Source organism: Leptotrichia sp. oral taxon 498 (assembly GCF_002240055.1).
Taxonomy (GTDB): domain Bacteria; phylum Fusobacteriota; class Fusobacteriia; order Fusobacteriales; family Leptotrichiaceae; genus Leptotrichia; species Leptotrichia rugosa.
This window is the reverse complement of record NZ_CP016753.1, coordinates 1,301,358-1,317,962: the sequence shown is the minus strand read 5'-3', so window position 1 is coordinate 1,317,962 and position 16,605 is coordinate 1,301,358. Positions and strand designations below refer to the sequence as shown.

The following is a 16,605-nucleotide window of genomic DNA, read 5'->3' as shown; positions in this document are numbered from 1 at the left end:
GAACCTCCCACGACTAAAGTCGCGAGTGTTCTTGCACTATTTAATAAAATACTAAATAATTTTTTATTTTATTTATTCTATTGCTTCGTATTCTTTCTCATATTTTTCAATATCTTTTAAAGTTAATTTATTCATAATTTTAATTGCTTTTTCTAATGAATCTGAAAAATTAATTAGATTTACTTCCTCTCTAATATTAATATGTCCTGCATAATTTCTTATATTATTTAATTTATTTAAACAATCAATTAATTTTTTTAATTTATTATCTACATATTTATTTTTCAACTTTTCTATTTTTTTATAAAAAGTTTCGCTTTTTTCTTTTGAATCAATTTTAAAAATTTTATATTTGTAAATATCTATTAAGAAAAATGACGCCAATGCATAATTTTTAGAATTTTTCTGATTTTTTACAAATTTCATTAATTCTTCATATGTTTCATTTTTTATTAATTTTACTTCTATAATTTCATATATTTTTTTATTTATTAAATCTAATTCTTTATTATTTACTTTTTCAAATTCTTTAGATATTTCTATAATCTTTCTATATTCATTATATGTATATGCTTCTGAAATTTTTCTCATAATTTTTAATAATTTTTCATCTATCATTTTAGTATTTTCTAAAAAATTTGTATACTTCGTATAATCTTTAAATTCTACTATTGATTTATACAAATTAATTATTTCTAAAATTGGTATTTTATAAATACTTCCATATTCAGAGTTTAATATTCTTTCTCCATAATAAATCGAACGAAGTACAATATTATCATTTAACAATTCAAACAATCTCAAGGAAGTCAACAAATTAAACGGAATATTTCTAAATGAATGAGTAATATCCATATCTATTTCTATTATTTCTTGTTTTTTTATCTTTATTTCATTTTCTATCTTTAGATTCAATTCATCTATATCTCCGAAATTATCAATTTGAACATATTTTATTTTATCGTTTGGTAACATTATACCTTTATTTTTAAAATCTTCTGTTAAAATATCCCATTTCCCTGTTTCAAGTCCAAAAATATAAATTTGATTATAATCCTCTAGATAAGACTCAAATGTATAACGTGTTATTATGTCGGCTGATTTTTCGTTATCTGAATAAGAATATAATACTTCTTTGTATCCTTTTCCTGATTCGCCTGATCCTAAATTCCAAATTAAAATTCTTTTTTTGTGTAAATTTTTATTATTAGTAATATTTGTTATATATTCCCCTAATTTATTTAGTGGGTGAACAATTTTATTTCTTTTATCTTTTAAATTTTTATATTTTATATTATCACTTTCATACTTATTTACTATTTCTAAACCATAATTTTTTACTTTATTATGGTATTTCTCATTTTTTAATGTTTTTAATTTTTTAACTCTTTCTTTTAAAATTTTTTCATTTTCATTTTTTCCCTTTATTTCTGTCAAAGTTTTATAAGTGTCATCTATATTTTTTAAATTAAATTGTAACTTTATATACAATTCTTCTAGTTTATTCAATAAAGCTTCATTTTGAATGATATCTCGCAATTTAGCAATGCTTCCATATTTTGTAAAAGAACTAACAGCGTCTACAAAATCCAATTTTTCTAGCACATTTGTTATATCTATTATTTGGAAATAATCTGTATTTATGTCATTTTGGGAATACAGTACTTTTAAATTCAATTGACTATAGTACATTTTTAAAATATTGATGATTGAAACTAATGACATATACATTATTCTAAGACCACCAGTTATATCAACATAAACTTTGCTTCTGCTTTGTTCATCTAATATATTTTTTATCTCTTCTATTTGAAAAACTAAATCTGAAACAATATTTTCGTTATCAAATTTATTTTTACTTTCTATAAAAAATATTTTACATTTATCTGGAAATCTTTCTTTAAAAACTTTTCTTATATATTCAACATCATTTTTTTGTTCTTCTAGAAAAACAACATCTTCTTTTTCAGAATAAAAATACTCGTTTAATAAATTATATAAATAATTCCAACTACTTTGATCTGTTCCAAAAACTATTATTTTATTAGGTTTTAATTCTTCTAAATATACTTTTGTCAAATACTCATATTTTTCCAAATCATATTTTTTATTTTCCCATCTGTATTCTTTTTTATTTTTTTTTGCTTTTTCTATATTTTTTTCAAGATTATTTGATAAAGACATTATTAAAATATTATTTTCCATTTTTTCCTTCTTTCTATAAATTTATCGAAAATTTATTTTTTATTACTACTCATACTCAATAAACTTCACATGTTTAAAATAACTAATCTTCTTCACATTTTCCCCATCTTTTATTTCTTCAACATTTCTTTCAGTATAACTATACACAGGAACCAATTTCTTTTCTATCGACCATTTAACGATATTATATGTATATCCCCAATTGCCTTGAACCAACATCACATCATTTTCATTAAAATTTTCTTCAATATATTTTTTTATTTTTTCAAGATTTTCTTTATAATTTTCCTTAATTGATACATTTGACCACATTTTTTGTAATTCACTAGACAAACTTATTATTTTTTTTACCTTAAAATTTTCTACCAATTCTTTTTCTTGGTTTTCCGTCAACTGATGTGAAAATAGTAAAAGTGCTTTTCTCTCCATAATATCATCTCCCTCAATTTTTCTATATTCCAAACTAAACTTTCAAACTTCTTTATTTTACATAACTATTTAAAATCACAAAAATTCCTATAACATAATTTTGAAATTTAATATTCATAAAATTCTACTTTAAGTAAAAAATTATCAGTCACTTTCTCAACTCCATAAATTGCAATAATTCCTTTTTCTTTTGCCCAATTTACCAATTCAAAAGTTATCCCAACTTCTCCTTCTATCAATAAAATATCACCTGAATCAATATTTCTGTCTATTATATCTTTAAATCTTTTTATATTTTTTTCTTTGTTGCTATCATTTTCAAGATTTTGCCATTCTTTTGCAATTTCACTACTCAATTTGCTTATTCTTTTTATCTTATATTTTTTTATTACTTCTTTTTTTTCTTGCTCTCCAAATATTTCTTTAAATACTAAAATTTTTCTGTCTTCTTTATTTACATTTATTTTAGGCACTTGTTGTGTTTGAGAACTTCTTTTATCATTTAAATTTACATTTTCAATGGCTTCCAAAAATGACTTTTTCGTTAATATATTTTGTAAGTGTCTTATCTTCTTAATTATTTCTTTTCTTGTAATACTTCTACTATTATTTTTAACTTCTAAAAACAACTTCATTAATTCAGATAATTGCCCTTTTTCTAATTCTTTTTCAAAATTTCCTCTTTTATTATCCAGCCAATTTTTTACAACATTTTTATTCTCTCCTGACTTTTGTACTCCAAGTTCCTCAAACAAAAAATCATAAATTCCATTAGATGCAACTCTACCAATTTCTGCAAACTGACCATTTTCAGCTAATTTTTCTAAAAAAGTATATGTCTGTTGCATTTTCAAATCTTGTGACTTATGAATCTCACCTTTTTTATATTCAGTTTTAAATATTTCTCTTAATTTTTGTATATTTTCTGGGATTTTTGAAATAATTTCTTGCATTTCTGCTCTACTTTCCAATGTATGCGAAATATTATTTCTAATAACTCTAGAACTTTCAAAAATTTCACTTAATTTTATTCTATTATTTATTTCTTTTTCTGACAAATCTTTATATTTTATTTTATTTTCTTCAGTTATTCTATTTATCCATTCTCTCAATACTTCTTTACCTTTATTTATATCTTCAACTTCTAAAATTTTTCCTGTAAAAGTATAAATAGCTTCAATAATATTTACATAACTCATTGAATATCTTTTTTGATTATAGTGCCATTCCGCTAAACCTAATAATATCTCAAATGTCTCCTGCTTCTCACCAAAATTTTGTGCAAATCTTTCTAAAATATCTGGTAATAATAGTTTGGCAGGTCCATCTAATGTTTTTATTGTTTTTTCCATTTGATTAATTTTTCCGATATTTTCTTTTATATTCCCAATATAGTTCATATTCATTGAATTTGAAAATTCTTCCAATGTATTTTTCAACTTATTATCTTCAATCATATCTAAAAATTCATAAGTATTCCCATATTGCTTAAAAGCATTCGCTCCTTTTATCCACTTCATTAAGTCAAAAAATGATTTCAAATTAATTATTGGAGCTACTTTTAAAGGATTCCCATTTAAATCTTTTTCTGTTTCATCATCATCCATTTCTTCCAGCATTCCATATGTTATCATTTTTATTCTTATATTTTTATCAATAACTTCTGTAATATAGTTCATCACTAAAAATATCCACATTGCATTTGATCTGAAAGAATGGGTTATATCCAAATAAATTTCATCTTCTTTATTTAAAGAATTTACGATTTCTATAATTTTATTAAAGTTTTCAAATATTTCATTTTTATTCATTCCATATTTTGTTACTATTATTTGTACTTTTTTTTCTGTATTCTCAAATATAGAATTAAATTTTTCACTGTTTATATTTAAAACATCTGTATTCTTATTCGCATTTTTAGTAACATTTCTCAATTCATCTCTATATTTTTCATATTCTTCACTTTCAGTGGAAAATCCATTTTTCTTACAATAATGTGTATAAAGTTTATCCCACATCGACCCTGCTGTTCCAATATATATTGTTTTATCTATATCATAATGTTTTTCTAATACCGATGTTACAAAATATTCATCTCTATAAATTTTATATTCTCCTGTTTCCTCAATTTTTATTTTATAATCTGCTTTTCTGTAGTCTCTTTCTTCACTGTTACGATCTATCATCCCTTTCCCCAACCCTGCTATCAATATTTTAGCCATCTTTTTCTCCTTCTAATTATAATTTTTCTTTTTCTGAATTATTCTCAATAATATTATTTTACCGCATTTATTTTAAAAATCAATATACTGGCAATTTAAATCGTAGCAATTCCACTCCAAATTTAGATAAAATCCTCCTTTAAAGCAGAATCACTACTTTTCTTAAAGCCTACCAACAAAAACTATCAAAAAAATTAGACACTTCGTTACAAAAATCTTCTGCCATATTTCCCATTGTTGTAAACATTTCATCTGCTGTATTCACTGTTTCATTCAATAATTTTGCTGTTTCATTTACACCTTCTGCCACTGCAACTACGCCTGCTGTTACTAATAATACTGTGCCTACTGTTTCTTCAATTCCTGTCATTTTTATCACCTCCTTTTTTATTTTAGATTCATTATATATTAATTCAATAACTTATTTATGTAATTTTTTCACCAACTTTTTATTCCCACCCACCCAAACCCTCTATTTATCTTCTAAAATATTCCTTCAAAAAAATCAACAACTCCACTAATTATATTTGCTCCTACTCCAACTATTGCTCCACCTACTGTACCTATTACTCTTCCAACTGAACCTAATCCTACTAAACTTCCTATTGCTTGACCTATTGTTCCACCTATTGCCATTCCTCTTGTTACTGATTCCACAAATTTTTCTAAAACTCCCGCTCTGTAATCTTGTAAATCATCATTGTCTTTCCACATAGCTTCTTCTTTATTAATATTTTGTGCATAAACTAATCTTTTTTCTTCTGGTGTATGTTGTAATATGTAGTATAATAGTTTTGATAAATTGTACGGTTTTTGTTGCATATATCCTTCTTCTTTGTCGCCAGCACTGTAGTAAATCGGTTCAACATCTATTCCTGTAGCTTCTTTAATTCTTCTTCTCACTGATGCAACTTTATCTTCCAAAAAATCTTGTAGTTTTCTCTCAGGTTGGTTTTCTTGTGCATTCCAATATTTTCCCTTCATCGCTACATCTGCCTGATTAATCGCCACTAATATTCTATTTTTCTTATTTTCCCCCAAATTTGGTATAATCACACTATTTATTAATTCATACGATGTCCCTAAATCTCTACTGCTACCATCCAATATTACCAAAACCAAATCAATTAACAAATTCCCATTTCTATCTTTTTCATAAAGCTTATCAATTATTATTTTACTATGTCTGTTATCAGCTTCTCTTCCATCACCTAATCCTGGAGTGTCCCATATTACTAAATTATCCAACTCATATTTGTCAATTCCCATTGTTTCTGGATTTACACTTGTTCCTACTTTTGCTACTTCTTCTCCAAACAACGCATTAATAGTACTACTTTTCCCCACTCCTGTTGCACCCGTAATCATTAAATTAATTTTTTGCTCCTTCATTCTCAATAAATTACCCAATAATTTTTGTCTCGTCGTTTCATCCATTTGTTCATTCATTACTCTTCTTTCAATTTCCTTAAATATATTTCTTGCCATAATCAATACCTCTTTCTTTTATTTATTTTTATTATAACTCTCTAACCATAAACTATTTTTCAAAAATTTATCCTATTTTTTGCTTGAATACATCAATTTATTTCCTAAAATTTGTTTATCTCTTTTTATTTTAACTCCATAATATCTCATTTCATTTTCCCTAATCAATCTTCCCATATTTCATTCCTCCAAAAATCAAATTTTTATTATAACTTATGATAACATTTTTAAATAACTCATTTTTCTTTTTAATTAACTTACAAAAACAATTTTTTATACCCAAGTTTCAGCATTCACCACTCCAAAGAAAATTTAATATCTACATTATGCTCTAACTAACGGTCTTCTCTCTACAATCATATTATCTATTATGAAATCTAATAATTTTTCTATATTATAACCATATTCTGCTGAATAATATACTGGTTTTCTTATTGTTACTCCTGTTGTTTCTTTTACCCTATTTTGTATAGATAACGCTTGTTTTTCTAAAAAATCTACTAACACTTCATCCGGTCTATTTGTTTCCTTATTCCAATGTCTGCCTTTCATCGCCATATCTGCTTGATTAATCACTACCAATATTCTATCTGCCTGTATATTTGGAACTATTACCTCATTTAACAATGTATACGTACTTCCCATATCTCTATTCAAACCTTCTAAAACCACAATTGCCGAATCTATCCAACCATAAATATTTCCATCTAATGAATAAGTTTTATACAGCAAATCTACCAATTTTCTTTTATGAATCTCATCATTCGCAACACCATCTCCTAATCCAGGAGTATCCCACAATCTAAATACATCATTTAACGAATAAGAATCTAAATCCATTGTTTCAGGATCCACACCGTTACCAACCGTTGCCACATTTTTTTTAAAAATTGTATTTAATGTTGTCGATTTACCTGCTCCTGTTACTCCTGTTACCATCACATCCAAAGGTCTAAATCTAGCTTTTTCCAATTTCTTTTCTATATCATTTTTTCTATAATATTTAAAACTCGTCATAATCAATCACACTCCATATTTTTTATTCTCTTTCTCATTTACAAAATCATTATACCTTTTCTCTCTAACCTATTTTTTCCTAAAAATAACTCTTTTTATTTTTAAATTTCAAAAATTTTTCTCTCTCATTCTTTACACAATAATTATATCCAATCCTTATAACTTATTTTTTTTACTAATTAACTTATTTCCAAAAAAAAATCACAGTTTTATAACTTAACTGTGATTAAATATTTTTTAATTTTTTATCTTTATTTTAATAGAATTATTATTTCAACTTGAGTGCCACAATGACACCCGATACAAAATTTATTGTTTCAATCCTTGTTTTAATGGATAAACTACTTTAACTATAATAAAAAGAAGATTTATACATATCGAATACAGTTTCAATCCTTGTTTTAATGGATAAACTACTTTAACTGGTTATATACTTCTATCGCTTTGTATCTATCGTTACCTTGTTTCAATCCTTGTTTTAATGGATAAACTACTTTAACAATGAATACAATAACAGTATTGGGGATGGGTAAAGAGTTTCAATCCTTGTTTTAATGGATAAACTACTTTAACCTACTAAGATGGCGGCTGATTGATAGGCGGCTGAATGTTTCAATCCTTGTTTTAATGGATAAACTACTTTAACAATAAAGCATTCAGTACATATATAATTCTATCAATTAGGTTTCAATCCTTGTTTTAATGGATAAACTACTTTAACACTTCCAAATCAATCTAGAGTTATTACAATACAACTGTTTCAATCCTTGTTTTAATGGATAAACTACTTTAACCAGATCGTCAGCGATACATAATAAATCGGAATGATCGTTTCAATCCTTGTTTTAATGGATAAACTACTTTAACTGAAAGCCTAGACGATATTTTCAACGACGTTGAAGTGTTTCAATCCTTGTTTTAATGGATAAACTACTTTAACCAGATAAAAGAGAAGACGAATACCCATTGTTAAATTCTGTTTCAATCCTTGTTTTAATGGATAAACTACTTTAACTTTAGTGAAGAATGGTTTTTTAATAAAAATAGAAATGGTTTCAATCCTTGTTTTAATGGATAAACTACTTTAACCCGTACTTTCAAGAAAATCCTTTATTCATCAATGTTATAGAGATTTTTTCAGACATTAAAATTGCTTTTTTTTGCTTAATTTTTTTCAATTTTTGTTGCTTTTTTAGCATTTTCCGTAACTCCTAATCCTCATTTTTACTGGCTTTGAGTGGATTTTCTTAACACTTTTTTATTTCTTGTAGTGGTAGGAACTTTTTCTACAAACTTATTTTACCATATTTTTCTCTTTTTTCAAAATTTTTTTATAAAAAAAAGAAAAACTAAACAAAAAATTCAGTTTTTCTTTGTAAATTTACTTTTCTCCTGCCATTTCTTTCGACTTTTCTGTACAAGCTACAACCGCTTCAATTACATTTCCACGAAAATTTCCATTTTCTAAAACTCTGACTACTTCGATTGTCGTTCCAGATGGAGAGCAAACTTCGTCTTTTAACTGTCCTGGATGCTTTCCTGTTTCAAGAAGCATTTTTGCTGATCCCGCTACAGTTTGAGCAACTATTTCGTATGCTTTATTTCTTGGCATTCCGCAAAGTACGCCACCGTCAGCTAGTGCTTCCATAAACATGTAGACATACGCTGGAAGTGAGCCGCTTATTCCCGTATATGCATGCATCAATTTTTCTTCAATTTCTACACTTTTTCCAAAACTATTTAAAAGTTTAAAAATTATTTCTTTTTCAGAATTTTCAATATTTTTATTAAATGTAACCGCTGTCATTCCTGAAAGTACTTGAGCAGGAGTATTTGGCATTGTTCTAACAACTTTTTTATCTTCTCCCAAAGCATTTTCAATCATGGAAATACTTATTCCAGCTGCAATTGTCAAAATAATTGTATCTTTTTTTACATTTCCACTCAAATTTTTTAAAACTATAGGAATAATATGTGGTTTTACTGACAAAATAATAATATCACAATTTTCTGCCAGCTCTTTTTCACTATTTACGGCATTTACTCCATATTCTTTAACTAAATTGTTTACTTTTTCTTTATCCAAATCAAAAATATTTATATTTTCACTTTTTTCAAATTTTGAAGATAAAATTCCTTTAATTATCGAACTCCCCATATTTCCTGTTCCAATAAATCCTATTTTCATTTTTTCTCCTTAGTTTTATAACTTGAATATGATTTTTTTATTTTCTTATAAAAAAATTTTATTCTCTAATTTGTCCATTTCCACGAATTACATATTTAGTCGTAGTCAACTCTCTCACTCCCATAGGCCCACGAGCGTGTAATTTTTGCGTAGAAATTCCTATTTCTCCACCAAATCCAAATTCTCCGCCGTCAGAAAATCTAGTTGACGCATTTAAATAAACCGCTGCCGAATCCACTTCATTCAAGAATTTTTCAGCATTTTGAATATTTTTAGTAATAATCGAATCCGAGTGATGTGTTCCGTGCTCATTGATGTAACAAATTGCTTCTTCCACATTGTCCACCAATTTTAGCGACATCACCATATCCAAATATTCCGTTCCAAAATCTTCATCTTGAGCCAATTTCACATCACTTCTGTTTCCAACAATTTCAAGCGCTTCTTTGCTGTATCTAAGCTCAACTTTATCTTTTATCATCATATCCGTCAATTCTGGCAATATTTCACTTGCAATATTTTTATGAACTAAAACCGTTTCAATCGAATTACAAGTGCTAGGTCTTTGAGTTTTTGCATTTTCAATTATTGGTAAAGCCATCTCAATATCTGCGCTTTCATCGACAAAAACATGACAAACTCCAGCTCCTGTCTCAATTACAGGAATTGTCGCATTTTCAATCATAAATTTTTTTAAGCCTTTTCCGCCTCTTGGAATCAAAACATCAATATATTCGTTTAAAGTTATCATTTCTTTTACCAATTCCCGTTCTGGCTTTTCAATCAACTGAACTGAATTTTCAGGAATTCCCACTTTTTTCCCAACTTCGCTGAAAAGTCTGCTCAAATAAATATTTGAATTTATTGCATTTTCAGAACCTCTCAAAATTACTGCATTTGAAGATTTCAAACATAGCCCTGCCGCATCAATCGTAACATTTGGTCTTGATTCATAAATCATTCCAATCACGCCAAGTGGGACTCTTTTTTTCGCAATCGACATCCCATTTTTGTGGTTCCATCCAGTTAAAATTTCTCCAATCGGATCATTAAATGCCGCAATTTCTCTCAAACTTTGTGCCATCCCTTCAATTCTAGCGTCTGTCAATTCCATTCTGTCAAGCAACGCAAAACTAAGCCCTGCCTTTTTCCCATTTTCCAAATCAATTTTATTTGCCGCTTTTATTTCTTCCTTTTTTTCAATTATTTCATCTGCAATGGCACGAAGTGCATTATTTTTAATTTTTGTATCAAGCGTCAAAAGTTTTTGAGAAGCAATTTTTGCCTTTTTTCCCATTTCTTCGATATATTTATTCATAATTTTTTCTCCTATTTCAATTTATTAATATTAATAATTTATAAAAATTTATTCAAATATACTTTACTTTATTTTATTTTATTTAAAAAAAAATCCTAAATACTTTGCATTAATGAATTATTTTTCAAAATTTTTTTAAATTAAATTTATACATTTTCAATCAAAACAATATTGTCCGCATGAATCACGACATCGTCATATTTATGCCCCAATATTTTTTCGATGTCTTCACTTTTTTGCCCTTTTATTAGTTCAATTTCATCTGACGAATAGTTTGAAATTCCATTGGCAATAACTTTATTTTTAGAGTTTTTTATTTCCAAGACTCCACCTCTGTCAAATGTTTCAAAAACTGATTTAATTCCTATTGGAAGCAAACTTTTTCCTGAAAGCAGAGCTTTTTCTGCACCTTCATCAACTACGACTTCACCTTTTTTATTTGTTCCATAAGCAAGCCAATATTTTTTAGAGCTAATTTTTTTATTTTTTCTTACAAACAATGTTCCAATATTTTCTTTTTCCACAACTCTTGAGATGTTTCTCGGGTCATCTCCATTTACGATAACTAAATTTGTCCCAATTTTTGTTGCCATTTCTGCAGCCATTATTTTCGTAATCATTCCACCAGTTCCAAATTTTGAGCCTTTTCCACCAGCCATATTTTTTACATCTTCATTTATATCTCCAACAACTTCAATCAAATTGGCATCTTCATATTTCTTAGGATTTTTGTTGTAAAGTCCGTCTATATCCGACAGAATAATTAATAAATCTGCATCAATCAGTCCTGAAACAAGCGCTGACATTGTATCATTATCTCCTACTTTAAGCTCATCTGAAACAATTGCATCATTTTCATTTATAATCGGAATTATTTTTTTATCCAGAAAGGCGTTACATACATTTCTTACATTCAAATACCTTTTTCTGTTTGAAAATTCTCCTTTAGTCAAAAGAAGCTGTCCAATAAGCTTGTCATACTTTTTAAAAAAAGTCTGATAAACTTGCATAAGTGTCACTTGTCCAACTGCTGATAACATCTGCTTTTCTGAAAGCAACTTCGGTCTTTCTTCGATTTCAAGAAGCCCCATTCCAGCTCCAACTGCTCCAGATGAAACAAGTATCACATCAAATCCCTTGTCTTGGAGATTGCTGATTTCCACAACTATTTTTTTCATTTTTTGCAAATCCAGCTGTCCATTTTCATCAGTAAGCGTAGAAGTTCCAACTTTTATCACTATTCTCTGTATATCTTCTAAAATTTCTTCTCTTTTATTCTGTTTTTTCATACTTTGCAGTTACAGTTTTTTTGTAACTTCTCCTTTCTATAATTTTATAATCCACTCTCATTTATACTTGATGGTTCTGTATTTGGCTGTGTACTTTGAATATTTTTAGTATTATTTTTTTTATTTATTAAATCTTTACAGATATTTGTTTTTGTACAAGTGTATCCTCCAGCAACAGCTCCAGCTCCAAGCGCAACTGCAGTACATGAATTAAGCGCTCCTACTAAGACCGATAATATTAATGCTAATTTTATTTTTTTCATAATTTTTTCTCCTTTAATTTTATTTTTTTATTTTTTCATATTTCAAACTATTGTTTTTTAGGTACCCAAACTGCAATTTTTTGACCTTCGACTCTAAATGCGGCATTTCCTTCTTCATCAATTGCCACGTCTTCAAATCCGCTTCCTGTAACTTCTTCCCAAACTTGTCCTATTCTATCTTTTCCAATTTCAATAGCTTTTTCTCCATCTTCATTATTGGATAAAATAGCTACACATCCTGTATTTATTTCATTTTCCCTACCTTTTCTGTAAAAAGCTATTATATTTGGATCATCAAAATAATTTATCTGTTCTCCATAAGCGTTATTTCTTCTCACATAAAGAAGTTTATCTATTACCCATCCATGCGGACTTTTATTATCTCCTACACCGTAATAATCTCCATAGAACAAGCACGGATAACCTTTTTCAGAAAGCAATATTATCGCATAGGCATGTGGAATAAACCAGCTTTCTATTTCAGATTCCAGTGCACTTCCCTTTTGCGAATCGTGATTATCCACAAATGTTACCGCTTTAATTGGATCCATAAGCATTATTGAATTATCCAGTATTGTTGTTAAATCATAGTTTTCTTTTTCTACTGAAGCTTCGTGGAAATTAAAATGAAGTCCCACATCAAATAAATCAGTTTCGTATCCTATATTTTCCAAATAAGTTTTTAAAGTATCCAAGTCACCTTTCCAATATTCTCCAACAGAATAAAATTTTTCTCCATAAACTTTTCTTACTTCAATTAAAAATTCTTTGATAAAATCTTCGCTTATATGTTTTACAGCATCCATTCTGAATCCATCGAGATTTAATTCGTTTACAACCCATTTCCCCCAGTTTATAATTTCATTTCTCACTTCAGGATGCGAATAATCCACATCGGCATTCATAAGATAGTCATAATTTCCAAGTTCAGAATCCACATTTTCTGCCCATCCTTTATTTTCTCCAGCAATTTTATAAATTGCAGTTTTTCCTGTTAAATTATCATAGTCAACTCCGCTAAAAAGAGCATGGTTCCATTCAAATTCAGAATATTTCTTATTTCTTCCAGGAAAAGTAAATTTTGTCCACCCTTCAATCTCTTTTGGTTCTGAAATTTCTTCATTTCTGTTTTCAGGATCCACTTCTATTGCCAAAAATCTTTCTGTTTCGTCAGCACCTCCCTTATGATTAAGCACAGCGTCCAAATAGACATTTATTCCATATTTATGAAGTTCATTAATCGCATCAATGAGTTCTTCTTTTGTTCCGTATTTTGTACGCACAGTTCCTTTTTGATTAAACTCTCCCAAATCCCACAAATCATAAGCACTGTATCCAACATCCCCTGAAAAAGTTCCTTTATAGGCAGGAGGAATCCAAACTGCTGAAACTCCAATTTCTTTTAGATGAGCGGCATCATTTTTTAATCTTTCCCAATGTTTTCCATCATCAGCTAAATTCCACTCAAAATATTGTATCATTACTCCATTTAACATATTTTTCTCCTAATTTGTTTCATAAAATTTATTTATATCGTCTTCGTTATTTTCTAAAGATTTTTTTATTTTTTCTAAAAATATTTTTATAACTTCACTTTTAGTTTTTTTCTCCCCATCATAACTAACTAATTCTGAAATATCATCTAAATTATAATAATTTGAGTAACTCCAATCTTTTTTTGCAAAACTATTTTTTAAAATTTTGCTTTCTTTATTCAAAAAAGAAATAACTTCAACTTTTCCGCTAAATTTTTTCTTTTTTAAAGTATCAATTACTCTTTTTATAGTAGGTGTATCTTTGTCATCGAAATAAATCAATGTAACTTTATTCGCATTTTTAGATATTTGATTGTATATACTAGCCACATCATTGTCTACAGAAAAACTTCCTCCCATTATAACCGTCATTACCCCTTTTAAATCTCTTCTATTGCTCGTCCTTATCCCAACAGCTCTATCATAGTCATCATTCTCAATTTTTAAAACGGTTGAATATTTTCTTTTTTCATAAATTTCACTATTTTTATCTTTTTGCTCAGGAAATACGATAAAGCTGGTAAATATTATCAAAAAAAGTATCAATTTTTTCATTGCTTACACCCTCTTTGCACATTATTTTTCTCCAAAATCATTTTTTCAAGTAAGTTTCCTTTTTCAGTTTCACTTTCAATTCTGAAATAATCTCTTCTATTCCCTTTTATAAAATATTCTTCTTTTGACTTCAAATCATATATCCCTTTTTTTCTGTCAAAATAACAAGGGTACTCATCTTTTAAAAAATGAACAGGCAATCCATAACCAGTTTCTTTATCAACCAACACATCTTTTTCTACAACTAAACCTTTAGGAAGTAAAATTTGTTCTGTATGGTAATCCGTATCCACAAAACCAGAAAAAAATGTCGTTTTTTCCCATTCCCTTTGTAAAATATCACTCATCAATTTGTCAATTCTATCTTTATATTCTTCGACTTTATAGGCACGATAACCTTCTCTATATTTACCATAATCCTGCTCATCTTTTTTAGGAAGTAACTTACCAACTGCATAAAACGGTGCTCCTATAACTGCAACTGTCGCTTCTGTCAGCGGTCTTATAACAAGAGCATGACAAGAATTCAAACAAATTGCACTCAAAATTAATAAAAATGCTTTTTTCATAATATTAATTCTCCAATCATTAATTTTTAATTATTTTCACAAATCTTTTCCATGTTATTTGCTTTTACAATTTTATCTTCCAGCTCTTTTCCATCATAGGTATAAGATTTTAAATAAAAATATTCATCTTTAGATATTTTTTTCAAATATTTATCTTTGTACTCTTTATTTTTCCATTCTTCCTGATTATTACAAGGATTTGAAACAGTAAAAAATTTTATTGGAAGTCCATAACCAGACTGTGCATCTATCATTTCTATATCATTATCTATAACTTTTAATTCAACATTTTTAGGAACTGAAATTTGTATATTTTTACCCAAAATATTTACTGTTTGTGTCGCCATTTCTCTATCTATCACTCGTAACGTTACACGACTAACAGATTCCTTATGACTTTTATTTGAATATGCCATATATCTATTTTTTCTTTTTGGCTGATAATCTTCTATACCATCAGAAATACTTTTTATTGGCTCTATCACAGGCCAAGTTAGTCCTTTAGCCACTCTTTTCACAACAGAATCATCTGAATCGCAAGTTTTCATTTCCCCTTCATTACACCCAAGTTCATAAGTCATTAAAAGTCCAGTCGCAACCGCAGTCGCTGCACAAGAATTTAAAAATAAGACAGAGAAAATTAAAAATAGAATCCTCTTTTTCATAAAAAAGCACCTCTTTTCATAAAATTTTATTAAAAATCATTTCAGTCAGAATTTAAATTTTTTAATTTACAATAAATTTTCAATTTTCTAAAAATTTTTTTACTCCAAAATAATTCCATTTTTGCAGATAAACTTTATAACTTCTTCCAAGTCCTCTTTTGTATCAACTCCAATAACTTTGGAATCTGTTTCCAAAACTTTTATTTTATAACCATTTTCCATAAATTTTAGCTGTTCAAGCGACTCCATTCTTTGCAAAATTCCATCTCTCAAATTACTAAGTTCATTCAAAAATTTTGTCGTATATCCATAAATCCCAATATGTCGATAATATTTAAAATTTTGTATTTTTTCCCGCTCAAATGGAATTGGAAGCCTGCTAAAATAAATTGCATTATCATAAAAATCTGTGATAACTTTTACAACATTCGGATTTAAAATATCACTTTCTTCAATAATTTCTTGCTTTAATGTAATGATTTCAGAATTTTGGCTTCTATAATTATCAGCCAGAATATTTATAGACTTAATATCTATTAACGGCTCATCTCCTTGAATATTTATTACAAAATCAAAATCTTTATATTTTTCTTTATTTATAACTTCAATTATTCTTGAAGTCCCATTTTTGTGATCGCTTGATGTCATAACTACCTTTCCGCCAAATTTTTTAACTGCCTCAAATATTCTTTTATCATCAGTTGCAACAATTAATTCATCAATATTAGCATTTTTAGCTCGTTTGTAAACCCATTCAATCATCGGATTTCCATTTATATCTTTTAGTGGCTTTCCTTCAAATCTTGTTGAAAAAAATCTCGCTGGTATCACTCCCAATATTTTCATATTTTTCTCCCTTTTT

15 protein-coding genes and 1 CRISPR repeat array are annotated in these 16,605 nt (G+C 27.6%); all 15 genes read right to left on the bottom strand.

The features are described from left to right. Window positions 1–72: 72 nt before the first annotated feature. The 15 genes from BCB68_RS06550 to kdsB all read right to left on the bottom strand — a co-directional run bounded on the left by BCB68_RS06550 (window position 73) and on the right by kdsB (window position 16,589). Window positions 73–2,205, bottom strand: coding sequence for a TM1812 family CRISPR-associated protein (locus BCB68_RS06550; RefSeq protein WP_094080044.1), 2,133 nt, complete (start codon window positions 2,203–2,205; stop codon window positions 73–75). A gap of 45 nt (window positions 2,206–2,250) precedes the next feature. Then, the gene (gene csx20, locus BCB68_RS06545; RefSeq protein ID WP_237048581.1) at window positions 2,251–2,634 is read right to left on the bottom strand and encodes a CRISPR-associated protein Csx20; all 384 of its coding nucleotides are present in this window, start codon (window positions 2,632–2,634) and stop codon (window positions 2,251–2,253) included. Window positions 2,635–2,741: 107 nt separating this feature from the next. Further along, window positions 2,742–4,856: a TIGR02221 family CRISPR-associated protein gene (gene csx2 / locus BCB68_RS06540; protein ID WP_094080043.1), complete on the bottom strand. Its 2,115-nt coding sequence runs from the start codon at window positions 4,854–4,856 to the stop codon at window positions 2,742–2,744. A 169-nt stretch (window positions 4,857–5,025) separates the two neighbouring features. Next, window positions 5,026–5,226, bottom strand: coding sequence for a hypothetical protein (locus BCB68_RS06535; protein ID WP_094080042.1), 201 nt, complete (start codon window positions 5,224–5,226; stop codon window positions 5,026–5,028). Between the two features lie 113 nt (window positions 5,227–5,339). After that, window positions 5,340–6,344, bottom strand: coding sequence for a GTPase (locus tag BCB68_RS06530; protein WP_094080041.1), 1,005 nt, complete (start codon window positions 6,342–6,344; stop codon window positions 5,340–5,342). Between the two features lie 324 nt (window positions 6,345–6,668). Then, complete coding sequence (locus tag BCB68_RS06525; protein ID WP_094080040.1) at window positions 6,669–7,361, bottom strand: GTPase family protein; 693 nt, start codon at window positions 7,359–7,361, stop codon at window positions 6,669–6,671. Between the two features lie 314 nt (window positions 7,362–7,675). Next, window positions 7,676–8,450: a CRISPR direct-repeat array (repeat unit 37 nt; unit sequence GTTTCAATCCTTGTTTTAATGGATAAACTACTTTAAC). A gap of 292 nt (window positions 8,451–8,742) precedes the next feature. Further along, window positions 8,743–9,549 (bottom strand): pyrroline-5-carboxylate reductase, encoded by an 807-nt coding sequence (proC, locus tag BCB68_RS06520; RefSeq protein ID WP_094080039.1) that lies wholly within the window; start codon window positions 9,547–9,549, stop codon window positions 8,743–8,745. A 58-nt stretch (window positions 9,550–9,607) separates the two neighbouring features. Then, window positions 9,608–10,867: a glutamate-5-semialdehyde dehydrogenase gene (locus tag BCB68_RS06515; protein ID WP_094080038.1), complete on the bottom strand. Its 1,260-nt coding sequence runs from the start codon at window positions 10,865–10,867 to the stop codon at window positions 9,608–9,610. Window positions 10,868–11,013: 146 nt separating this feature from the next. After that, a complete protein-coding gene (gene proB / locus BCB68_RS06510) occupies window positions 11,014–12,156 on the bottom strand; it encodes a glutamate 5-kinase (RefSeq protein ID WP_094080037.1) in 1,143 nt (380 codons plus the stop codon). Between the two features lie 44 nt (window positions 12,157–12,200). Then, a complete protein-coding gene (locus tag BCB68_RS06505) occupies window positions 12,201–12,419 on the bottom strand; it encodes a hypothetical protein (RefSeq protein ID WP_094080036.1) in 219 nt (72 codons plus the stop codon). Window positions 12,420–12,466: 47 nt separating this feature from the next. Beyond that, window positions 12,467–13,915: an alpha-amylase gene (locus BCB68_RS06500; RefSeq protein WP_094080035.1), complete on the bottom strand. Its 1,449-nt coding sequence runs from the start codon at window positions 13,913–13,915 to the stop codon at window positions 12,467–12,469. A gap of 9 nt (window positions 13,916–13,924) precedes the next feature. Next, window positions 13,925–14,509: a hypothetical protein gene (locus tag BCB68_RS06495; RefSeq protein ID WP_094080034.1), complete on the bottom strand. Its 585-nt coding sequence runs from the start codon at window positions 14,507–14,509 to the stop codon at window positions 13,925–13,927. Then, complete coding sequence (locus tag BCB68_RS06490; protein WP_094080033.1) at window positions 14,506–15,078, bottom strand: hypothetical protein; 573 nt, start codon at window positions 15,076–15,078, stop codon at window positions 14,506–14,508. Before BCB68_RS06490 ends, BCB68_RS06495 begins: the two co-directional genes overlap by 4 nt. A gap of 26 nt (window positions 15,079–15,104) precedes the next feature. Then, window positions 15,105–15,743 (bottom strand): hypothetical protein, encoded by a 639-nt coding sequence (locus BCB68_RS06485; RefSeq protein ID WP_094080032.1) that lies wholly within the window; start codon window positions 15,741–15,743, stop codon window positions 15,105–15,107. A gap of 99 nt (window positions 15,744–15,842) precedes the next feature. Further along, window positions 15,843–16,589 (bottom strand): 3-deoxy-manno-octulosonate cytidylyltransferase, encoded by a 747-nt coding sequence (gene kdsB, locus BCB68_RS06480; protein ID WP_094080793.1) that lies wholly within the window; start codon window positions 16,587–16,589, stop codon window positions 15,843–15,845. Between the last annotated feature and the right edge of the window lie 16 nt (window positions 16,590–16,605).